20 protein-coding genes are annotated in these 21,425 nt (G+C 72.0%); 7 read left to right on the top strand and 13 right to left on the bottom strand.

Features of this window, described 5'->3' with window-relative positions; all coding sequences use genetic code 11:
* Window positions 1-35 precede the first annotated feature (35 nt).
* Window positions 36-1,322 carry a glycoside hydrolase family 3 N-terminal domain-containing protein gene (locus ACYU7L_RS16195; RefSeq protein WP_460798658.1) on the top strand — a complete coding sequence of 429 codons (1,287 nt, stop codon included), beginning with the start codon at window positions 36-38 and terminating at the stop codon, window positions 1,320-1,322.
* A 13-nt stretch (window positions 1,323-1,335) separates the two neighbouring features.
* Here the strand turns inward: ACYU7L_RS16195 and ACYU7L_RS16190 are convergent, their stop codons facing one another.
* Window positions 1,336-1,740 carry a universal stress protein gene (locus ACYU7L_RS16190; protein WP_460798655.1) on the bottom strand — a complete coding sequence of 135 codons (405 nt, stop codon included), beginning with the start codon at window positions 1,738-1,740 and terminating at the stop codon, window positions 1,336-1,338.
* A gap of 131 nt (window positions 1,741-1,871) precedes the next feature.
* Here ACYU7L_RS16190 and ACYU7L_RS16185 point away from each other — a divergent pair, with 131 nt between their 5' ends.
* Window positions 1,872-2,354 (top strand): hypothetical protein, encoded by a 483-nt coding sequence (locus ACYU7L_RS16185; RefSeq protein WP_460798653.1) that lies wholly within the window; start codon window positions 1,872-1,874, stop codon window positions 2,352-2,354.
* 1 nt (window position 2,355) lies between these two features.
* On the opposite strand, the gene ACYU7L_RS16180 is transcribed toward ACYU7L_RS16185, so the two are convergent.
* Genes ACYU7L_RS16180 through ACYU7L_RS16170 form a run of 3 tightly spaced genes read right to left on the bottom strand, consistent with a single transcriptional unit; the run spans window position 2,356 to window position 6,050 of the window.
* Window positions 2,356-3,822 carry a glutamate--cysteine ligase gene (locus ACYU7L_RS16180; RefSeq protein ID WP_460798650.1) on the bottom strand — a complete coding sequence of 489 codons (1,467 nt, stop codon included), beginning with the start codon at window positions 3,820-3,822 and terminating at the stop codon, window positions 2,356-2,358.
* 9 nt (window positions 3,823-3,831) lie between these two features.
* Window positions 3,832-4,962, bottom strand: coding sequence for a carboxylate-amine ligase (locus ACYU7L_RS16175; protein WP_460798647.1), 1,131 nt, complete (start codon window positions 4,960-4,962; stop codon window positions 3,832-3,834).
* A gap of 41 nt (window positions 4,963-5,003) precedes the next feature.
* Window positions 5,004-6,050 (bottom strand): DUF4192 domain-containing protein, encoded by a 1,047-nt coding sequence (locus tag ACYU7L_RS16170; RefSeq protein WP_460798644.1) that lies wholly within the window; start codon window positions 6,048-6,050, stop codon window positions 5,004-5,006.
* Window positions 6,051-6,207: 157 nt separating this feature from the next.
* Here ACYU7L_RS16170 and ACYU7L_RS16165 point away from each other — a divergent pair, with 157 nt between their 5' ends.
* From ACYU7L_RS16165 to ACYU7L_RS16155, 3 genes are all read left to right on the top strand, one after another.
* Window positions 6,208-7,578 carry a DNA polymerase IV gene (locus ACYU7L_RS16165; protein ID WP_460798642.1) on the top strand — a complete coding sequence of 457 codons (1,371 nt, stop codon included), beginning with the start codon at window positions 6,208-6,210 and terminating at the stop codon, window positions 7,576-7,578.
* 34 nt (window positions 7,579-7,612) lie between these two features.
* The gene (locus tag ACYU7L_RS16160) at window positions 7,613-9,775 is read left to right on the top strand and encodes a S9 family peptidase (protein WP_460798639.1); all 2,163 of its coding nucleotides are present in this window, start codon (window positions 7,613-7,615) and stop codon (window positions 9,773-9,775) included.
* 201 nt (window positions 9,776-9,976) lie between these two features.
* On the top strand, window positions 9,977-10,939 hold the full coding sequence (locus ACYU7L_RS16155) for a sigma-70 family RNA polymerase sigma factor (RefSeq protein ID WP_460798637.1): 963 nt from the start codon (window positions 9,977-9,979) through the stop codon (window positions 10,937-10,939).
* A gap of 7 nt (window positions 10,940-10,946) precedes the next feature.
* On the opposite strand, the gene coaE is transcribed toward ACYU7L_RS16155, so the two are convergent.
* Complete coding sequence (gene coaE, locus ACYU7L_RS16150) at window positions 10,947-11,543, bottom strand: dephospho-CoA kinase (protein WP_460798634.1); 597 nt, start codon at window positions 11,541-11,543, stop codon at window positions 10,947-10,949.
* A 58-nt stretch (window positions 11,544-11,601) separates the two neighbouring features.
* Here coaE and ACYU7L_RS16145 point away from each other — a divergent pair, with 58 nt between their 5' ends.
* A complete protein-coding gene (locus ACYU7L_RS16145) occupies window positions 11,602-12,891 on the top strand; it encodes a class I adenylate-forming enzyme family protein (protein ID WP_460798631.1) in 1,290 nt (429 codons plus the stop codon).
* 40 nt (window positions 12,892-12,931) lie between these two features.
* On the opposite strand, the gene ACYU7L_RS16140 is transcribed toward ACYU7L_RS16145, so the two are convergent.
* The gene (locus ACYU7L_RS16140) at window positions 12,932-13,597 is read right to left on the bottom strand and encodes an SIMPL domain-containing protein (RefSeq protein WP_460798629.1); all 666 of its coding nucleotides are present in this window, start codon (window positions 13,595-13,597) and stop codon (window positions 12,932-12,934) included.
* A gap of 51 nt (window positions 13,598-13,648) precedes the next feature.
* A complete protein-coding gene (locus ACYU7L_RS16135; protein ID WP_460798626.1) occupies window positions 13,649-14,599 on the bottom strand; it encodes a GlxA family transcriptional regulator in 951 nt (316 codons plus the stop codon).
* A gap of 93 nt (window positions 14,600-14,692) precedes the next feature.
* Here ACYU7L_RS16135 and ACYU7L_RS16130 point away from each other — a divergent pair, with 93 nt between their 5' ends.
* Window positions 14,693-14,848, top strand: a complete 156-nt coding sequence (locus tag ACYU7L_RS16130) for a hypothetical protein (RefSeq protein ID WP_460798623.1) — start codon at window positions 14,693-14,695, stop codon at window positions 14,846-14,848.
* 4 nt (window positions 14,849-14,852) lie between these two features.
* On the opposite strand, the gene ACYU7L_RS16125 is transcribed toward ACYU7L_RS16130, so the two are convergent.
* From ACYU7L_RS16125 to ACYU7L_RS16100, 6 genes are read right to left on the bottom strand one after another with little or no spacing between them, the layout of a single operon-like run.
* A complete protein-coding gene (locus tag ACYU7L_RS16125; protein WP_460798621.1) occupies window positions 14,853-16,361 on the bottom strand; it encodes a long-chain-fatty-acid--CoA ligase in 1,509 nt (502 codons plus the stop codon).
* Window positions 16,362-16,412: 51 nt separating this feature from the next.
* On the bottom strand, window positions 16,413-17,765 hold the full coding sequence (locus tag ACYU7L_RS16120) for an ABC transporter substrate-binding protein (protein ID WP_460798619.1): 1,353 nt from the start codon (window positions 17,763-17,765) through the stop codon (window positions 16,413-16,415).
* A gap of 36 nt (window positions 17,766-17,801) precedes the next feature.
* The gene (locus tag ACYU7L_RS16115; protein ID WP_460798617.1) at window positions 17,802-18,911 is read right to left on the bottom strand and encodes a branched-chain amino acid ABC transporter permease; all 1,110 of its coding nucleotides are present in this window, start codon (window positions 18,909-18,911) and stop codon (window positions 17,802-17,804) included.
* A gap of 1 nt (window position 18,912) precedes the next feature.
* Window positions 18,913-19,791, bottom strand: coding sequence for a branched-chain amino acid ABC transporter permease (locus ACYU7L_RS16110; RefSeq protein WP_460798615.1), 879 nt, complete (start codon window positions 19,789-19,791; stop codon window positions 18,913-18,915).
* Window positions 19,792-19,803: 12 nt separating this feature from the next.
* Window positions 19,804-20,514 carry an ABC transporter ATP-binding protein gene (locus tag ACYU7L_RS16105; protein WP_460798612.1) on the bottom strand — a complete coding sequence of 237 codons (711 nt, stop codon included), beginning with the start codon at window positions 20,512-20,514 and terminating at the stop codon, window positions 19,804-19,806.
* Window positions 20,511-21,392, bottom strand: coding sequence for an ABC transporter ATP-binding protein (locus ACYU7L_RS16100; RefSeq protein WP_460798610.1), 882 nt, complete (start codon window positions 21,390-21,392; stop codon window positions 20,511-20,513). Before ACYU7L_RS16100 ends, ACYU7L_RS16105 begins: the two co-directional genes overlap by 4 nt.
* Window positions 21,393-21,425: the final 33 nt, after the last annotated feature.

Below are 21,425 nucleotides of genomic sequence, written 5' to 3'. Positions count from 1 at the left end.
TTGGGCTCGGGCTCTGTCATGGCTACCCTCGGGCGGTGCCCCGTACCTCGCTCCGTCTCATGCTCGCCGCGTCGACCGCTGTCCTCGTGACGGCGTGCTCCACCTCCGCGCCCACCTCGACCCCGGATCCCGAGGGGGCCGAGAGCCCCAAGGCCGGTGCGCCGGGCCCGAGCGGGGACCCGGCGCTGGCATGGGGTCCCCTCGAGAGCGAGATGGAGGAGGCGCGCGCGCTCGTCGCGGACTGGACGCCCGAGCAGCTGGCCGGGCAGGTCATCGTGGGCCGCTACTTCGGCACCGACCCCGCCGAGGCCGGCCGGCTCGTGCGCCAGCTGCACCTCGCGGGCGTCTCCGTGACCGGCGAGAACGTCCTGGACGCCGACCAGGTGCGCGCGACCACACGCGCCGTCACCCGCGCCGTGGCCGCGAGCGGTCGAGACTTCCCCGCCGTCATCGGAGTCGACCAGGAGGGAGGCGTGGTCTCGCACCTGGACGGCGTGGCCACCGAGTTCCCGTCGTTCCAGACCGCCGGGGACGCGCTCGAGGTCTCCGGTCGCGCCGGCGCTCGGGCCGTGCAGGCAGCGGCCAGGACGACGTCCCTGGAGCTGCGCTCGCTCGGGTTCACCTGGGCGTTCGCCCCCGTCGCCGACGTCACCGTGGGCTCAGCCGACGTCACCATCGGGAGCCGCTCCCCCTCCTCCGACCCCCAGGTCGCGGCCCGGACGGTGACAGCCGCCGTCACGGGGTACGTCGAGGCAGGCGTCGTGTCGACCACCAAGCACTTCCCGGGCCACGGGGCCGCCGGCGAGGACAGTCATGAGACGCTGCCGCAGCTCGACGCGAGCACGGCCGAGCTGCGTGCCCAGGACCTCGTCCCCTTCGAGGCGGCGGTGCGCGCCGGGGCCCCGGCCATCATGATCGGGCACCTCGACGTACGCGCGCTGGCGCCGGGGGTGCCGTCCAGCATGGCTCCGGAGATCTACGACTGGCTGCGCGAGGACACCGGCTTCGAGGGAGTCACGATCACCGACTCCCTCGGCATGGGCGCTGTCGCGGGGCGCGAGAGGCCCGCGGTCACGGCGCTCGCCGCAGGCGCGGATCTGCTCCTCATGCCCGCCGACACCCGTCGTACCCATGCCACCGTCGTCGACGCCATCCGCAGCGGGGACGTCAGCCGCGAACGGGCCGAGGAGGCTGCGGCCAGGGTGGTCGCGCTGCAGCGCTGGCAGCAGCGCGTTGCCACCGACACGCCGCTGCCGGCCGACCCGAGCGCCCTGGCAGCCGAGGCGGCGCAGGCCCTCGTGGACGCGGCCGCCGGTCGCTAGAGCGACGGACGGGTCAGTCGTCGGCCTTGACCGCCAGCACCGGGCAGTGCGAGTCCAGCAGCACGCGCTGGGCGTTGCTGCCGAGGATCAGCTTGCCGATCGGAGAACGCCGGCGCAGGCCGATCACGATGAGCTGGGCCTCGTTGGCCTCGGCGATGCTGATCAGGTCCTCGGCCGGCTCGAAGCCGCGCACCAGCTGGCGCACGTCGTACTCGACGCCGGAGGCGTCCAGGCGGGTGCGGACCGACTCGAGCTCGGTCTCCACCTCCTGGGCGGCCTCACGGTCGAAGTCATGCCCACCCCGGTGTGAGTTGACCACCACGAGCTTGAGACCACGCAGCTGCGCCTCGCTGATCGCCCTGTCCAGTGCGGCTTCACCCTCGGGCTTGGGCACGTAACCCACGACCACGGTTCCCATGAACCCTCCTCCTACGAGACAGCCGGCGTCTCGAAGCGGACGCCGTGGGCACCGTAGCCGATCCTGGCCCGCTGCGGGATGGTTGTGGACGACTCTGGGCAGCGCGCACGGAATTCCGGCAGGCTTCCCGGGTGGACACGCCGCTTCTCCCCCACGCAGCAGGCTCGAGCCTCGGCGCCCGCCGCGCGGACGCCGTCCTGCGCGAGCCGGTGTCCCGACAGGACTGTGCCCGGTGGCGCACAGCGGTGCTCGACCTCACCGTGGCGACCCGCGGCCTGCGCCGGTTCCCCTCCGCTGTGCACGCCGGGGTCCCGGGCGCACACGAGGACGCGTTCGTCGCACCGGCGACCGCGGATCTCGACGCGGCGCTGCAAACCGATCTGGTGGTGGCCCTGCTCGACCGCGCGCTGCTCCACACGCCGACGCCCGGGCTGTGGCTCACACGCCCTGGGGAGCTGGCACTGCACGACGAGGACGTCGCCTGGCTGACCGCGACGCAGAGTGCGGCCCGCGAGTGCCACCTGGCGCTCTCCTTCGTCATCGTCACGCGGCGCGGCTGGCGCGACCCCCGCAGCGGCGTACGACGGGAGTGGCTCCGCCTGCGCCAGCGGTGACCTAGGTCCAGGTGTGCACCGGCTCGTTGGTGTGCATCAGCTCCCGGTAGTCGCACAGCGTGGCGCGCAGCGCGTCGTAGCGATCAACACCCGCGCCCTGGGCGCGCATCCGCTGCACGAACCACTCCGCACCGTTGGTGGTGAGCAGGCATCGCTGCTCGATGATCCCGAGCAGCCGGTCCCGCTCGGACGCCTCCACGCCCCACGACTCGAGACCCTGGTGCGCCATCGGCAGCAGCCGACGCAGGGTCAGCTCGGTGGCACTGACCTGCCCGACGCCCGGCCAGTACACCTGGGCATCGATGCCCTGCCGCGCCGCGACGTGGAAGTTCTCCTCGGCCGCACTGAAGGACATCTGCGACCACAAAGGCCGCTCCCCCTCGGCGAGAGCACGCACCAAGCCGAAGTAGAAGGCCGCGTTGGCGATCGTGTCCACGATCGTCGGTCCTGCTGCCAGCACCCTGTTCTCCACCCGCAGGTGCGGGACACCGTTCGCGACGTCGTAGACCGGCCGGTTCCACCGATAGACCGTGCCGTTGTGGAGCCGCAGCTCGGACAGCTGGGGGGTGCCGCCCTCCTCCAGGACCTGCAGCGGGTCCTCCTCGGCGGTGACCGGGAGCAGCGCCGGGAAGAACCGGACGTTCTCCTCGAACAGGTCGAAGACCGACGTGATCCAGCGCTCGCCGAACCACACCCGCGGACGCACCCCCTGGGCCTTGAGCTCCTCGCTGCGCGTCTCCGTGGCCTGCTCGAACAACGGGATCCGCGTCTCGCGCCACAGCTCCTTGCCCAGGAGATAGGGCGAGTTGGCGCCGATCGCGAGCTGGACGGAGGCGATCGCCTGGGAGGCGTTCCAGTAGGCCGCGAACTGGTCAGGTGAGGTCTGCACATGGAACTGGGTGCTGGTGCAGGCGGCCTCCGGCATGATCGTCTCCGATGTGGTGCGCAGCCGCTCCGTCCCGGCGATCGAGATCTCGATGTCCTCTCCCCGAGCGTCCAGGATCTGGTCGCTGAGCAGACGGTAGCGGGGGTTCGCACTCAGCGAGGCCGGCCCCATGTGCCCCTCGGCGAGGGTCGGCAGGATGCCGATCATCACGAGGTGCGCGCCGACGGACGCCGACCGACTCTCCGCCGCGTTGAGGCTGGTGCGCAGATGCGTCTCGAGGGCCGCGAGCCCGCCCTCCCTGAGCCGAGCCGGGGGCACGTTGATCTCGACGTTGAACTGGCCGAGCTCGGTCTGGAACTCAGGATCCGCGATCGCCTCGAGCGCCTCCGCGTTCTTCAGGGCCGGGTCGCCTGCCTCGTCGACGAGGTTCAGCTCCACCTCGAGCCCGGTCATCGGGTCGTCGGTGTCGAACCGCTCCTCGCGCAGCATCCGGGCGAACACATCCAGACAGCGCCGGACCTTCGCCCGGTGCCGGGTGCGGTCGGTGCGGGAGAACTCCTGCGCTTCCACCTCTTCGCCCATGACGAGACTCTAGTCAGACCACGACGACTCGGTGCGCCACACCAGGTCGTCGACGACGGCTGACAGGTCTCCTCCGCGCTCGAACGCGGACCGTTGCCGCACAGCTCCACCCGCGACCAGCACGCGCTCGACGCCGGCTTCGACGGTCGCGACGTCCCCTGCCTCCTCCAGTGCCGGCCGGACTGTCCGGACCAACGACTCGAGGACCTCGCGAGCGGGCCGCAACTCGCGCTCCAGCGGGTGCACGAGGGCCTCGGCCAGCCCGTGCTTCGACGCCCGCCAGTGCGCGGCGCGGAGCAGGTCGCTGCGCCACTGCGGAGGTGTCTGCCCCTCGCGCCACTCCCGAGCCGCCGTCTCCACGAGCGCCCGGGTGAGACCAGCGACCAGGACGGTGTCCTGCGGATCCGTGCACACGTCTGCCACCCGGATCTCGACGGTGGGGTGGGCAGCGCTGAGCCGGGCGTCGAAGTAGAGCATCCCGGCGTCGAGCGCGGCCCCGAACTCCTGGAGGGTGGCCGCGACCTCCCGGTAGCGGTCCACGCTGCCGAAGGGCTCGGCGGCTCCGGCCGTCGGCCAGCGCCCCCAGACCTGGGCGCGCCACGAGGCGTAGCCGCTGTCCGTGCCGTCCGCATAGGGCGAGTTCGCGCTCACTGCCAGCAGCACCGGGAGCCAGGGGCGGATCCGGTCGATGACCGCCACGCCCTCCTCGTCGGACTCCACCGCCACGTGGACGTGCATGCCGCAGGTGCCGCCGGTGCGGCCCACTCCCCCGAAGGTGTCCACGATCGACCGGTAGCGGTCGTCGGGGGTCACGCGGGCCGGTCCGTCGTTGAACGGGAGCGTCGCGGCCGCCACCGCGGCAGCGCCCGCAGCACGCGCGGCCTCGCCGGCCGTCCGACGCGCGACGACCACCTGCCGCAGGCCCTCGTCGAGGTCGATGACCGGATCGGTGTGCGTCTCGAGCATGTGCAGGAAGAGCTCCTGGTCGAGCTCGGCCGACGCGTCGAGGCTCCCGGGCGTGGGCTGGCCGCCTCGCTGCTCCCGGCGGTGCTTCATCACCTGGTGCGACCGCGACGTGATCTCCCGCGTCTGCGGGTCGACCAGAAGAAGCTCCTCCTCGATGCCCAGGGTGCGTGTCATGGGCAGCCCGTACCCACGTGGGGAGCCGGCAAGCGCGGGTCTCAGGCTGGATCGAAGGACGCCGGCTCGTCGCGGTCGGGCGGCTCCCATGACGACGGCGAGATGGCGTGCGTCAGTGCGGAGGCGACGTAGTCGGCCAGCACGTAGTCGGGCTCCACCTCGACGCACCGGTCCACGGCACACCAGGCCAGGGCGCCGTTCCCCGCCAGCCAGGCCGCGAACGCCAGCAGCGCAGCGGGGGCCGCGACGAGCGCCTCGGGCGCCCGCCGCAGCAGGTCCCTCCAGAGCTCGACGTGCGCCACGGCGTCCTCTCGCGTGATCAGGCCCCAGGCGATGTCGCGCAGCTCGATCTCGCGCACGGCGGCGAGGATGCGCGCCGCCTCACGGTCGTCGGGGCGCGGCTGGAGGTCGGGCTGACGGACGGGCTGGCGGTCGAGGTGGCGGTCGATATGGCGGAGCAGCGTGGCCTGCAGCCAGGCGCCCTCGGCGGCCAGCTGGCCGGGCTCGCCGAGACGCTCGATCCCGGCCAGAGCCGCCATCAGCGGGGCGCTGCTCACCACCCGACCGGGGGCGAGCGTCGCGGCCAGCTCCTCGCGAGAGCCATGGGTCACCTGGCCGTCGAGCACCGAGCGAGCACGGAAGGGGTGGGCCGAGACGTCGTAGGGGATGCCGTCATAGGTCATCGCCGGCCGGCCGGGCAGCAGGGGAAACCAGCACCGCCCGTCGGCGCGGAGCACGTCGAGCACCTCGATGCCCGCCCGGGTGAACCGTCGACACAGCAGCTGGGTGGTCCTGGCCGCGACGGAGGCATCCTCGGTGTACAGGACGAACACCACGCGCGGCAGACCGTGCTGACGGACCGGCTGGAGCAGCGCCGCGACGACCTGCTCCAGCTCCTGGGGCCTGCCGGCGGGCGGGAGATCCACCCGGGCGTGGAAGGGACGCGGTGCGGGATCGCTGGGCTGCCGGGGCGCTCCCGCGAAGGTCATCATCACGACTGACTGCCGGGGCACGAAGCCGAGGACGACGGGGACCAGCGCGAGCAGGTCGTCGGGTGTGCGGGCGGTGTAGCGGGTCGGTGTGGTCATGAGGGAGCCCTGCCCGCGCCAGGACCCGTCCCACCTGCCGATCGCTCGGCTGTGGAGAACCCGGGTGCACCGCCGGCCTGTGGACGCTGGTGGGGCCATTCGCTGCTGTCGGAGGCTCCGGGTAGTTTGCGCCCATGGCTGGTGTGCGGAGTTCGTGATGCGTCGGGAGGCCTCTGTCCTGCACCTCGACCTCGACGCGTTCTTCGCCTCGGTCGAGCAGCGCGACAAGCCCTCGCTGCGGGGCAAGCCCGTCGTCGTGGGCGGTGTGGGTGGCCGTGGGGTGGTGGCCACTGCCTCCTACGAAGCCCGGCGCTTCGGGGTCCGCTCGGCGATGAGCACGCGCGAGGCCCGGTCCCGCTGTCCACACGCGGCCTACCTGAGCGGGCGCTTCCACGCCTACCGGGCGACCAGCGAGACCGTGATGAGCCTGCTGCGCTCGGTCTCGCCCCTGGTCGAGCCGCTGTCGCTCGACGAGGCGTTCGTCGACCTCGCGCGAGCCGACCTGCGCGACTGCGACGTCGCGACGGTCACCGCACTCGGCGAGGAGCTGCGCGAACGGGTCCGCGAGGCCACGGGCGGCGTCACCGCGTCGGTGGGGATCGCCAGCTCCAAGCTCGTCGCGAAGATCGCGAGCGACCTGGACAAGCCCGACGGGCTCGTGGTCGTGCCCCCCGGCACCGAGCAGGAGCTGCTGCGTCCGATGCACGTCCGGGTGATCCCGGGTGTCGGCCCCGCGACCGTGGAGCGACTGCGCCGCATCGGCGTCCACACCGTCGCCGACCTCGAGCAGCTCCCCCTCGACGAGCTGGTCCGGGTCCTCGGCAACGCCCACGGCCACGGGCTCTTCGCGATGGCCCGGGCCCGCGACGATCGTCCGGTGACCGCCGACCGCGAGGCCAAGTCGGTCAGCGTCGAGGGCACCTACGACACCGATCTCACCGACCGCCGGCTGATGGAGGGCCTGATCACCCGCCAGGCCGGTGACGTGGCCACCCGGCTGCGCAAGCACGGACTCTCGGGCCGCACGGTCTCGATCAAGGTGCGCCTGCACGACTTCACGACGCTGAGCCGGTCCTCGACGCTCGCGTCCCCCACGGACAGCGCTGTGGTCGTCGCCCGCACCGCCCGGGGGCTGCTGGCGGACCTCGACGTCTCGGACGGCGTGCGGCTGCTCGGAGTCGGCGTCTCCGGCCTCGCCGACTGGGTGCAGGAGGACCTCTTCGCAGACACCGAGGAGGACGAGGACCAGGTCGACGAGATCGTGCTGCCCGACACCTCCCGCCAGCAGCAGACCTGGGCCCCGGGGATGGACGTGGTGCACGCCGTCCACGGCGCGGGCTGGGTCTGGGGCTCGGGGCGGGGCGTCGTGACCGTGCGCTTCGAGAGCGCCGACACGGGGCCGGGACCGGTCCGGTCCTTCCGCGCCGACGACCCCGAGCTCGTCGTCTGGCGTCCGCCGGAGCCGGGCGAGGCCGCCCCCTCCCCCGGCGAGGTGGCCGAGGTGGCCAAGGTGGCCGACGGCGAGTGAGCCGGACGGGGCACACGTCGTTATCGTCTCGGGCATGGAGTCCAACCCCACCGACCAGCTCACCGACGCGGCACCCGTCGCCGACCGACGCCCGGTCGAGACCACCCATCACGGAGAGACGCGCGTCGACGACTACGAGTGGCTGCGCGACAAGGACTCCCCGGAGGTCACGGCCCACCTCGAGGCCGAGAACGCCTGGACCGAGCGTCGTACCGCCCACCTCGCGGACCTGCGCCAGTCGATCTTCGAGGAGATCCGCTCCCGGACCCTCGAGACCGACCTCTCGGTCCCGACCCGCAAGCGCGGCTACTGGTACTACGGCCGCTCCTTCGAGGGCAAGGAGTACGGCGCGAGCTGCCGGGTGCCGGTCGGCGCCGACGACGAGTGGACCCCGCCGCGGCCGGTGGAGGACTGCGCGCCCGACCAGCCTGCCCTCCCGGGCGAGGAGCGGCTGCTGGACCTCAACGAGCTGGCCGAGGGACATGAGTTCTTCTCCCTCGGAGGCTCCGCGATCAGCCCCGACGCCACCCTGATCGCCTGGTCGACCGACACCGTCGGGGATGAGCGCTACACGGTGCGGGTCAAGGAGATCGCCACCGGCGAGCTGCTGCCCGACCAGATCGACGGCGTCCTGGGTGGCGTCACCTGGTCGCGCGACGGGCAGGACCTCTACTACACGACGATCGACGACTCCTGGCGCGCCGACAAGATCTGGCGCCACCGGCTCGGCAGCACGCAGGCCGAGGACGAGCTGGTCCACCACGAGACGGACGGCCGGTTCTGGGTCGGCATCGGCCGCACCCGCACCGATCGCTTCCTGATGATCGCGTCGGGATCGAAGACCACCTCGGAGTACCGCTACCTCGACACCGAGCAGCCGGAGCTGGGCTTCCAGGTCTTCGCGGAGCGTCGGGAGGGGCTGGAGTACTCCCTGGAGCACGCCGTGATCGCCGGTGAGGACGTCTTCCTGGTGACGCACAACCTGACCGGCCCCGACTTCGAGCTCGGCCTCGCCCCGGTGCGTCCGACGGCGCCCGAGGCGTGGACTCCGCTCATCCCCCACGACGCGGCCACCCGGCTCGAGGACGTCGACGCCTTCGCCGGGCACCTGGTCGTCCACCAGCGCAGCGAGGGGCTCACCCAGCTGCGCATCATCGAGCTCGACGACGCCGCGCCCCAGGGGCTGGGCGAGGACTACCTCATCGAGTTCGACGAGCCCGTCTACACCGTCGGGTCGGGCGGCAACCCCAACTTCGAGCAGCCGACGGTGCGCCTGGGCTACACGACGATGGCCGTGCCTCCCTCGGTCTACGACTACGACGTGCGCGACCGCAGCCTCAACCTGCTGCGCCGTACGCCGGTGCTCGGGGGCTACGACCCGGCCGACTACGAGGAGCACCGGCTCTGGGCCGAGGCCGAGGACGGCGCCCGGGTGCCGATCTCCCTGGTCTGCCGGCGCGGCGCGCGCGAGCAGGGACCGGTCCCGGTGCTGCTCTACGGCTACGGCGCCTACGAGCACTCCATCGACCCGTACTTCTCGATCGGCCGGCTGTCCCTGCTCGACCGGGGCGCGGCCTTCGCCATCGCGCACGTGCGCGGCGGCGGCGAGATGGGCCGCGGCTGGTACGACGACGGCAAGATGCTGCGCAAGCAGAACACCTTCGGTGACTTCATCGCCTGCGCGCGCCACCTGGTCGACACCGGGTGGACCACGCCCGAGCGGATGATCGCCGAGGGCGGCAGCGCCGGCGGCCTGCTGATGGGCGCGGTGGCCAACCAGGCGCCGGAGCTCTTCGGCGGCATCGTCGCCAGCGTCCCCTTCGTCGACGCGCTCACGAGCATGCTCGACTCGGCGCTCCCCCTCACCGTCACGGAGTACGACGAGTGGGGCAACCCGGAGGCCGACGCGGAGACCTACGCCTACATGCGCGGCTACGCGCCGTACGACAACGTGGCGGCGATCGACTATCCGCCGATCCTCGCGGAGACCTCGATCAACGACACCCGGGTGCTCTACGTCGAGCCGGCCAAGTGGATCGCGCGGCTGCGGGCGACCGCGACGGGCCGGCGCGACTTCCTGCTGCGCACCGAGATGAGCGCGGGTCACGGCGGCGTCTCGGGCCGCTACAAGTCCTGGCACGACCGGGCGTTCTCGCTGGCCTGGATCCTCGACCGGATGGGGCTGGCCGAGCGCTGAGAGGCGTTCGCACCCCTGCTCGAAACCCGCGCGGGCCCTGAGAAGTCCCTGAGAACCAGGCGTGCAGGCAACTCTCGGGCAAACCCACTCGTCAATACCGGGTGTAGGCAGCACCAATCCGGGAATCGACCCGGTGACGGATGAGTTGCAGAGAGTGTGAGTTTCCCGCGGCGCGGGTACTCACCCGACGAGGAGGCTCCCATGGCAACCAGCACTGCAACACGGGCAACCGGAGCGCGCGAGATCGAGGGTCGCGACAGCGTCGGTCTGTACCTGGACGAGATCGCCCGCACCCCCCTGCTCGACGCGGTCACCGAGGTCGACCTGTCCAAGACGATCGAGGCCGGTCTGCTCGCCGAGCACCTCCTGAAGGAGGGCCGAGTGGGTCGTCGCAAGGGCGGCGCGCCGATGTCGGCCACCCAGGAGGAGCTCGAGTGGATCGCGGAGGAGGGCCGCAAGGCCGTCCAGACGTTCATCACCGCCAACCTGCGGCTCGTGGTGTCGATCGCCCGCAAGTACGGCCGGGCCCAGATGCCGATGCTCGACCTGATCCAGGAGGGCAACACCGGCCTGATCCGCGCGGTCGAGAAGTTCGACTACGCCAAGGGCTACAAGTTCTCCACCTATGCCACCTGGTGGGTGCGTCAGGCGATCACCCGCGGCATCGCCCAGCAGGCGCGCGTGGTCCGGCTGCCCGTCCACGTGGTCGAGGAGCTCAACCAGGTGGGCGGTGCCCGCCGCACGCTGGAGCGCCAGCTCGGCCGCGACCCGGAGCCCCACGAGATCGCCGAGGAGCTCGGCATGGAGGTGGACCGCGTCCTCGACCTGATGGCCTGGGGTCGCGAGCACGTCAGCCTCGACACACCCGTCGACGAGGACGGCGACACCTCGCTCGGTGACCTGATGGCGCAGGAGACCACGCCGAGCCCCGACCTCGAGGTGCTCGACACCGAGGCCCGCGACCGGCTGAACCGGCTGGTGGAGCTGCTCGACGAGCGCGCCGCCGACATCATCCGCTCGCGCTACGGCCTGGTCGACGGACGCCAGCACAAGCTGGCCGACATCGGCGCCCGGCACGGCATCTCCGCCGAGCGGGTCCGTCAGCTCGAGCGCGAGGCCCTGCAGAAGCTGCGCGGTTTCGCCGACCCGGACCTCGCTGCCTGAGCCTCGCTCAGCTCGTCCGTCGCAGACTCTCGAAGACCTCCGTCACACGCTGACGGAGGTCTTCGAGCGTCCCGGTGTTGTCGATGAGGTACGTCGCGACCGCGCGCCGCTGCTCACGCGTCGCCTGAGCCGCGATCCGAGCGCGCGCGTCCGCCTCCGGCATCTCGCGCAGCTCCACCATCCGGTCCACCTGCACCTGCTCGGGGACGTCGACGACCACGACCGCGTCGAAGGTGGCGGCCATCCCGCTCTCGGCGAGCAGCGGGATGTCGTGCACGACCACGGCGTCCGGTGGGGCGCTCGCCTCGATCTCGGCGCTGAGGTCACGCACCCGAGGATGGATGATCCCCTCCAGGACGCGTCGCTGCTGCTCGTCGGCGAAGACGATGGCGCCGACGGCGGGACGGTCGAGCGCGCCGTCCGCGGTGAGGACGCCCTCGCCGAAGGCCGCCACGACCTCGGCCAGGCCGTCGCTGCCCGGGGCGACCGCCTCCCGGGCCAGCTGGTCGGCGTCGATCACCACCGCGCCCAGCGCGCGCAGGATCTGCGACACCGTGCTCTTGCCCGACGCGATGCCGCCGGTGAGTCCCACTCGAATCGTCATGCCCGGCAGTATCCCAACCCGGCCCCGGCCCCGGAGACCCGGTTGAGAGGATGTCGCCATGGATGAACAGGCCTCCCCGCAGATGCTCGCGCCGGGCGACCGGGTGGCGCTGCTGCTGCCGGGGTCGGTGGAGTACGTCGAGCTGGTGATCGCCCTGCTGGCGGTCGGCGTGTTTTCGGTCCCGCTCGACCCCAAGCTCACGACGTACGAGCGGGAGCGGGTGCTGGCCGATCTGCGTCCGCGCCTGATCGTCGACACCCCCGACCTGCTGGCCTCGCTGCTGGTGGCGACCCACGACGCGGCTCCGGCGGCACGGCTGCCCCTGGGCCGCCCGATGCACGTCACGAGCGGCACCACCGGCACGCCGAAGGCGGTCGACTCGGGGCTCCTGAGCGAGGACGCGGCACGCGCCCTGGTGGCCGAGGAGCGCGAGCTGTGGGGGTTCGGCGCCGACGACGTCAATCTCGTGCTCAGCCCGCTGCACCACTCCGCTCCGCTGCGCTTCGCGATGGGCACCCTTCTGGCCGGTGGACGCGTGGTGGTGCCGGGACCGTTCGACGCGGTCCGGATCACCGAGTCCATCGCGACCGAGCGGCCGACGACGATGTTCTGCGTCCCGGCCCACCTGCAGCGGCTCTTCGCACACTGGGACGAGGCCGGCGTGCCCGACCTGTCCTGCTTCCGGCTGGTCGCGCACGCCGGGGCGCCCTGCCCGCCGGCGATCAAGCGGCGCCTGATCGAACTCTTCCCCGACGACACCACGTGGGAGTTCTACGGATCGACCGAGGGTCAGTTCACCGCCTGCCGCAGCGAGGAGTGGATCGAGCGACCCGGCACCGTCGGCCGCGCCCGACCGGGCCGGGCCCTCACCCTCGACGACGACGGCACGATCTGGTGCGTGGTCCCCGAACACGCCCGCTTCAGCTATCTCGACGCTCCGGAGAAGACCGCCGCCGCCTGGCGCACCACTGCCGAGGGCGCGGCCTTCTCGGTCGGGGACCTGGGCCGGCTGGACGACGACGGCTACCTCTGGCTCGACGGGCGCCGCGAGGACCTGATCATCACCGGTGGCGTCAACGTCTACCCCCTCGAGGTGGAGAACGCCCTGCGCGAGCTCGCCGGGGTCGACGACGTCGCCGTGTACGGCGTACCCGACGAGGTCTGGGGCCACCGCGTCTGCGCCGCCGTCGTCGGCGCTGTCACGCCAGCCGAGCTCGACGCCTGGGCGCGCGAGCGGCTGGCCCCCGCCAAGCGGCCGAAGGAGTTCCACCTCATCGGCGACCTGCCGCGCACCGCCACCGGCAAGGTGCGCCGGCTCGAGCTGGCCGACACGGTGGGTGGGGCCTGACCCGGGTGTCCGCTCCCCGGTCGACCGGAGCGCGCCCGGCTCAGCCCACCACGAACCGCGCGTCCACGGCGGCGGAGACCGCGATGTCCTGGGGGGTGAAGTCGAGCTCCGTCCCGCCACCGGCCGAGCCACGCGTGCTCATCGCGGCGCTCGCCCCCGAGCTCGGATGCAGCCCCTCTCCGAGCATGCCGGCGTCGGCGATGGCCACCACCGCCACCCGACCGAGATCCAGCGCGTCGGCATAGGACTGCGCCTTGGCGGCCGCGTCCCGCACAGCGGCGGTCCGCGCCCGGCCGCCCAGCTCGACGCGCCGCGCCTCCGTGAGCGCCCAGTCGATGCCCTCGACGCTCACCCCCGTGATCTCGACCATCGCGCCCACCCACCGACCGAGCGCGGCGAAGTCCTTGAACTTGGCCTCGAAGCCGGTCTGCGCATGGTGCACGATCGGCAGCTGCTTGCCGTCCTGGTTCCAAGGTCGCCGGGCCCAGGTCCGCACCTGGTCGCTGGCCCACCAGGTGACGGGCCCCGCCTCCGGGTCGTTCAGCGGGGCGAGCGCGGCGGACACGGCGGCGGAGGCCTCTGCCACCCCCTGGAAGACCTGCTGCGCGGACGCCCCTTCGAGGCCGACGCGCAGGCGGACCGTGGCCCGCTCGGGGGATCGGTGGGAGGTGTGGCTTCCGCGGACCGTGATGACGGTGTCGGGCATGGGTTCCTCTCGGGGCGGCTCCCCCGACCTCGTCGGCGGGACCCGGTTTCGTCAGGCGGGGCTCTGGAAGGACCGACGATAGTGCTGCGGGCTCACCCCGCGGACCCGGGAGAAGTGGTGGCGCAGTGCGGCCGCGTTGCCGAAGCCCACCTCGCCCGCCACCCACTCGACGGGGTGGTCGGTGGCCTCGAGCAGCTCCTCCGCGGCCTGGACCCGCTGCGCGACGACCCAGCTGTGCGGCGTGGTGCCGGTCTCGGCGCGGAACCGTCGCGCGAACGTGCGCGCCGACATGTGGGTGCGCCGGGCCAGCGCCTCCACGCTGAGATCGTCGGTGAGGTTCTCCACCATCCAGGTCAGCAGGGGACCGAGGGTCTCGGCGTCACAGTCCGGCACGGCACGGGCGATGAACTGCGCCTGTCCCCCGTCGCGGTGCGGCGGCACCACCATCCTGCGCGCCGTCGTGGCCGCGGTCCGGGCCCCGAACTGCTGGCGCATCAGGTGCAGCGCCGCATCCAGGCCCGCCGCTGACCCGGCACCCGTCACGACGCGGCCGTCCTGGACGTAGAGGACGTCCTCGTCGACGTGGGCCAGCGGATAGCGCTCCACGAGCGCGGGGACGTGGCGCCAGTGCGTGGTGCAGCGGCGGCCGTCGAGGAGCCCCGCCTCACCGAGCACGAAGGCGCCCGTGCAGTGCGCCAGCACCAGCGCGCCGCGCGCATGGGCGGCTTGCAGCAGCTCGACGACCCCGGGCGAGGGCTCCAGGAAGTCGCGCTTGGGCGAGACACAGACCAGGTCGGCGTCGGCCGCGGCCTCCAGGCCGTTCTCGACGTGCAGGTCGAACCCCGAGGCCCCCCGCACCCGCCCCGGTCGGGGCGTGGCGACCACGAAGTCGAAGACCGGGTTGTCGTCGTCGGGGTGGTAGGGCTCGGCCCACACCTCGCACATGGTCCCCAGACCGAAGGGCTCCGCCCCGTCCTGCACCACCACCGCCACCTTGCGCACGTGCGGAGTCTGCCCCGTCGATGGCAGGAAATCAACGAACCCTGGCATCACTGCCACTCGTGGCAGGATTCAGATGGGCGCAGTATTTCTGCCATGATCCTCCTACTGCTCCTGCTGACCCTGTCCCTCCTCACCGCGATCGCCGTGCTCGCCGCCGCGCACGTCGTACGACGCGACAGCCGCGGGTGGCAGCAACCGCCCGGGTCCCATCCCCTCGAGAGCCGGCGGGACGCGCTGGCACGGCGGTGAGACCTCAGCGTGCGCCCGGCGCCAGCATCCGGCGCAGCTCGCGCTTGAGGACCTTGTGGCTCGGCCCCAGCGGCAGCTCGTCGACCACCTCGACCAGGCGCGGGTACTTGTGGCCGGCGAGACGCTCCTTGGCCCACGCCCGCAGCTCGTCCGCGTCGATGCTCGTGCCGGGCAGCGGCACGACGACGGCGCAGACCTCCTCGCCGCGCTCGGGGTCGGGCAGCCCGATCACCGCCACCTGCGCCACGTCGGGATGGCGCGCGAGCACCTCCTCGACCTCTCGGGGGTAGACGTTGAACCCGCCGCGGATGATCAGGTCCTTCTTGCGGTCCACGATCTCGACGAACCCGTCGGCGTCCTTGCGGCCGATGTCACCGGTGCGGAACCAGCCGTCGATCACGGCCGCGGCGGTGGCGCTCGGATCGTCCAGATAGCCCGCGAACACGTTGTGACCGCGGACGACGATCTCCCCCAGCTCGCCGGTCTCCAGCAGCTCGATGCGATCGTCGACGTCCGCCTCGGCGATCTCGACCTCGACGCCCCAGATCGGATGTCCGACGGTGCCCGCGCGGGTGCCGAACCACGGCTGGTTGACGGTGGCCGTCGGCGAGGTCTCCGACAGCCCGTACCCCTCGAAGACCCGGGTCGCGAACACCTTCTCGAACTCCTCGAGGACCGCGACCGGCAGCGAGGCGCCCCCGGACACGCAGTCGCGCAGCCGTGGCAGCTCGCCGGTCGCGTCGCGCGCGGCCTGCAGCAGCTGGACGTACATCGTCGGCACTCCGAAGAACAGCGTCGCCTGCTCGCGCACCATCAGCTCGATGGCCGTCGCCGCGTCGAAGCGCGGCTGCAGCAGCAGCGTCGCCCCCACCCGGAAGGTCGAGTTCATCGACACCGACTGGCCGAAGGTGTGGAACAGCGGCAGGCAGCCCATCACCACGTCGTCGCGCAGGAACGGGTTGGCGTCGAATGCGTTGGCGGTCGCGTTGAGCACCAGATTGAGGTGGGTGAGCACCGCGCCCTTGGCTCGGCCGGTGGTCCCGGAGGTGTAGAAGATCACCGCCGGGTCCTCGGCCTCGCGCGGCGCGGCGGCCCGCAGCGGCTCGTGCGCGTCGCCCAGCCCCTCGACGCCGAGCGCGGGCACCCCCGCCGAGGTCGCCGCCGCGGCGGCGACCTCGGCGAAGGTGCCGTGGTGCAGGACCAGCGTGGCCTGGGAGTGCCCCACCAGGTACGCCGCCTCCTCGGCGCCGAGCAGCGTCGGGATCGGGACGACCACTCCCCCGGCCGCGAGGATGCCGTAGTAGGCCCGCACGAAGTCCACGACGTTCGGCGCCATCAGCGCGACCCGGGCACCCGGTCCGACCCCCTGCTCCACCAGCGCAGTCCCGCAGCGCCTGGCCTCCGCCCACAGCGTCGCGTAGTCGACCCGCTGCTCACCTTCCACCACGGCGGTGTGGTGCGGCGTACGGCGGGCGGGCTCGGCGAGGACGGAGGCCAGGCTCAGCAGGGTCATGGTGAGATCCGATGATCGTGAGGGGGCGGGTCGGCTCTTGGTGCGGGTCGACTACTCGGGCAGACCGCTCTCCGGCGGCGCGTCCCCGGCGGCCGACTCGTCCTCGGTGATCTCGGCGTCGCCGATGTCGGTGATCATCACGGGCGTCAGCGGGTCGGCCTTGCCGCCCTTGAGCTCCACGACCGACATGCCGGAGATGCCCAGGTGGCTGTCCTCGGAGTAGCGGAAGGGGGCCAGCGCCGGCCCGACGAAGTCGCTGCCGCCCTCCTCGAGGGCCTCCACGATGCCCTCGCGGGTGAGGTCGTCGCCCGCCTCCTGGAGGGCCTGGACGAACGTGTAGGCCTGTGCCATCCCGTAGATCACGTAGTTGGTGAGCTCACCCTCGCCGTGCTCGTCCCAGACCTTCTGCCACAGCTGGACCCACGGGTCCTCCGGAGCGTCGACGCCGGGCATGTACTCGGTGGTCATCACGCCGTCGAGCAGGCTGGCGCTGTTCTCGACCGCGCCCTCGGAGAAACGCGCGAGCAGGGAGCCGACGAGCGCCGGGTCCGAGCCGACGTTGCTGTAGAACCACTGCGGGGTGAACCCGATCTTCATCGACACCAGCTGGCTCAGTGCGGTGTAGGAGGGGACGTTGAACCCGAGGACCAGGTCGACCCCCGCCGCCTTCAGCTTGGCGATCTGCGGGGCGACGTCGGTGTTGCCCGGGGTGTAGGACACGGTCTCGACGATCTGCTCGTCGATGTACTGGCGCACGCCGGCCTCGCCGTCCTCGCCGAAGTCGTCGTCCTGGAGGAAGAGCCCCACCTTCGCGTCGGGCATGTTCTCGGCGACGTACTGCCCGATGATCTTGCCCTCGCTCTCGTAGTCGGGCTGCCAGCCGAAGCTCCACGGGTACTTGGCCGGGTCGTCGCCCCAGGCCAGGGAGCCGCTCGAGACGAAGAGGTCGGGCACCTCCTCGGCGTTGAGGAAGTCCACCACCGCGCTATGCGTCGGCGTCCCCAGGCCGGCGACCATCCCGAAGATCTCCTCCTGCAGCACCAGCTCGTCGGTGACCGAGGAGGTGTTGGTGGGGTTGTAGGCGTCGTCCTTGACGAGGTACTCGATCTCGCGGCCGTTGATGCCACCGCTGGCGTTGACGAAGTCGTAGTAGGCCTGGTGCCCGGTCGGGATCTCGCTGTAGCCGGGTGCCGCGACGCCGGTCAGCGGGAAGTGCCCGCCGATCTTGATGCTGTCGTCGGTCACGCCGACCGACGAGCCCGCGTCGCTGCCTCCCTCCTCGTCGTCCTCACGTCCACCGGCACCACAGGCCGCGATCAGGGACGTGGCGGTGACCACGGCAGCGAGCTGGACACCGCGGCGGGCCGCGGCTCCACGGTTCCTCGGATTGGGACGACTCTTCATGGGATGGTGCCTTCCTTGGGGTGGTGGGTGCCGAGATCAGTTGCGACGGTGCTGACGGGTCAGCCACGCCATGCGTGCGGTGCCGACGATGCCGGCGGGGGCGAGCAGGATGACGGCGATCATGGTGAGGCCGTAGACCAGGGGCGAGAGCTCCGCGGCGCGGACGTCGGACAGTCCGGCGGCCAGGCCCAGGTCGGTGACGAGGGGCTGCAGGAACGTGATGAGTCCGGCCCCGATCAGGGCGCCCCCCAGGCTCCCCAGGCCACCGAGGACCACGGCGCTGAGCAGCGTGAGCGACAACGTCAGGGTGAACCCGCTCGGGGCGGCGATCCGGACCGCCATCGCCATCACCGCGCCGGCGAGTCCGGCGCATCCGGCACTCGCCAGGAAGGCGAGCACGCGGGCCCTGCCCAGGTGGATGCCGGCGAGCTCCGCCGCGACGTCGTCGTCGCGCACGGCGCGCCAGCTCCGGCCCAGGCGGCTGCGGCTCAGGTTGGCCAGCAGGACGAAGGAGACGATCAGGCTGCCCCAGGCGATGTAGGCGATGTAGCGGGTGCGGTCGACCTCGTGGCCCAGGACGAAGTACGACGCGTCCAGGACCCAGTCCGGGATGGGCGGCACGGCCACGCGCAGGCCCTGCTCACCGCCGAGGTCGTCGAAGTAGAGCGCTGTGGTCGGGACGGCAACGGCGAGGGCGAGCGTCGCCCCGGCCAGGTAGGGGCCGTGCAGCCGGGCCGCCGCCAGGCCGACCACCGCTCCCACGGCCAGCGCCACCACGGTGGCGATGAGGAGCACCCCCACCAGGGGCACGGGCGGCTCGCCGTCCTGGAGCATCAGCGCCGCGGTGTAGGCCCCGATCGCCATGAAGGCGCCGTGCCCCAGGGAGAGCTGACCGTTGAGGCCGGTCAGCACGGTCAGGCCCCCCGCGGCGATCGCGAGATAGGCCATCGAGGTCAGCTGCACGGCACGGAACGGGTCGACGCTCTCGAGGACCGCGATGACGACCAGCAGTCCCAGCCCCGCGATGACGAGGTGGCGGCCGAGCACCCAACGACTCCAGCGGGCGCGGAGCCGGTCGACCCGGCTCGTCTGGGTGGACGAGCGGCCGGAGGGCTTCTCCGTGGACTCCGGGATGGTGGCGGTCACGTCAGACCCTCCGCTCGACGGTGTGGGAGAAGATGCCGCCGGGGCGCACGAGCAGCACCCCGATCAGGATCAGCAGGGCGGCCAGCGGGACCAGCTCGGAGCCGGCGTACCCGCTCACGAAGCTCAGCGAGATCCCCAGCAGGACACCGCCCAGCACCGACCCGAGCGGGCTGTCGAGCCCCCCGAGGACGGCGGCGACGAAGCCGAAGACGACGACCGAGTCCATGTAGGCCGGGTGGACCAGGCTGCCGCCGGCGATGAGCAGGCCGGCCAGCGAGCCGACCACGGCTGCCAGGGCCCAGCCGAGCGTGAGCATCCGGCCGACCCGGACGCCGAGCAGCCGGGCCACCTCGGCGTTGAAGGCCGACGCACGCATCTTCAGCCCCAGGTCGGTGCCCCGGAAGAGCGCGACCAGCAGCCCCATCACGATCGCGACGGCGATGATCGTGAAGACCCCGAAGCCGGTGATGGCCAAGGTGGTGTCCCCGACCTCGAAGCCGCGGATGCCGAAGGGGGCGGGGAAGGAGCGGTAGCGCGAGCCGAAGATGAGGGCCGCCGCCGAGTGCAGCACGATGAAGAGGCCGAGGGTGAGGATGACCGCGTTGATCTCGCTCTTGCCCTCCACCGGCCGGATCAGCACCCGCTCGACGACCGCCCCGAGGACGAGGCCGCAGACCAGGGCCGCGGCGAAGCCCAGCCAGTAGGAGTAGCCGGCATCGATGATGACCAGCGCGACGTACGTCGTGAGCATCGCCATCGGGGCCTGAGCGAAGTTGATGATGCGCGTGGAGCGCCAGATGAGGCACAGGGCCAGGGCGAACGCGGCGTACACCGCGCCCAGCGTGAGGCCGGTGAGGGAGGTGGTGAGGAGCTGTTGCACGAGGTCTCCCGTTCAGAATCCGAGGTAGGCGTGACGCAGCTGCTCGTCACCGGACAGCACCGTCGCGTCGTCCTGGGCCACGACTCGGCCGAGGTTGAGGATGACGCCGCGGTCGGCGATGGACAGCGCGCTGCGCGCGTTCTGCTCGACGAGGACGACCGTGAGGCCCTGGCTCTCGACGAGTGAGCGGACGAGGTCGAAGATCTGGGCCACGATGCGGGGGGCGAGGCCCAGCGAGGGCTCGTCGAGCAGCAGCACGCGGGGGGTGGCCATCATCGCCCGGCCGATCACGAGCATCTGCCGCTCGCCCCCGGAGAGCACGTGTGCCACGGCGTTGCGCCGGTCCCCCAGCACGGGGAACAGCTCGTAGATCCGGTCCACGTCGACCGGCTCCGAGCCGGCTGATCGGTGCAGTCCCCCCAGACGCAGGTTCTCCGCGACGGTGAGCTCCGTGATCACCCCCCGCCCCTCCGGGACGTGGGCGACGCCGAGACCGGTCATCAGCTCGGCCGGCTTGCGGGTGACGTCCGCCCCGTCCACGAGCACCTGGCCGCGCTCGGCGCGCACCAGCCCCGTGACCGTGCGCAGCAGCGTCGTCTTCCCGGCGCCGTTTGCCCCCAGCACTGCGGTGACCTTGCCCGGCGGCGCCTCGAACGAGACGCCGTCGAGCGCGGTCACGGCTCCGTAGCGCGCGGTGAGGTCGCGCACCTCGAACGTGCTCATGCGTCGCCCTTCGTGAGGTTCGAGGTGTCGGGCAGGTCCGGGTCGTGCCCGACCTCGTCGCCCAGGTAGGCGGCCAACACGGCCGGGTCCCGCCGGACCTGCTCGGGGCTGCCCTGTGCGATGACCTTGCCGAAGTCCAGGACCGTGATGTCGTCGCAGACGCTCATCACCAGGTCCATGTGGTGCTCGACGAGCATCACGGACATCCGGTCGGTGAGACCGCGGATCAGCTCGCCCAGCTCGTGCATCTCGTCGTTGGAGAGCCCGCTCGCGGGCTCGTCCAGCAGCAGCAGACGGGGCTCCGCGACCAGGGCCCGGGCCAGGGCCACGCGCTTGCGCACGGGGTAGGGAAGGCTCGTCGGGTAGCGGCGAGCACAGTCCGCGATGCCCAGCTCGTCGAGGACGGCCATGGCTCGTGCCGCGAGCTCGGCGTCCTCACGCGGGCCGCGCCCCACCCCGGCCAGAGCCGACCAGAAGCCGCTGCGCGCGTGTCGCCCGGCTCCGACCATGACGTTCTCGATCACCGGCATCCGGTCGAAGAGGCCCAACCCCTGCAGGGTGCGGGCGATCCCGTGGCCGGCCAGCTGGTGCGGACGCAGGCCGGTGAGGTCCTGACCCTGCCAGGTCAGCCGCCCGGTGTCGGGGCGCACGAAGCCGCACGCCACGTTGAACAGGGTGGTCTTCCCGGCTCCGTTGGGTCCGATGACGCCGAGGACCTGGCGCTCGGCGACCTCGAGCGAGACGCCGGAGAGCGCCTGCACGCCCCCGAAGTTCACCGAGACGTCGCTCATCACGAAGACCGGGGACGTCGACCGGGGCGCGCCGGCCCCTGACGAGTCGATCGGGGCGGGCGTCGCGGGAGTGGGGTTCGCTCCCATCGGTGTGCCTCCTGGGGACATGGATGCACGCGT

The organism is Nocardioides pacificus, from assembly GCF_054775955.1.
Note: the sequence above shows the minus strand (reverse complement) of the source record. Positions and strands in the feature narration are given on the sequence as shown.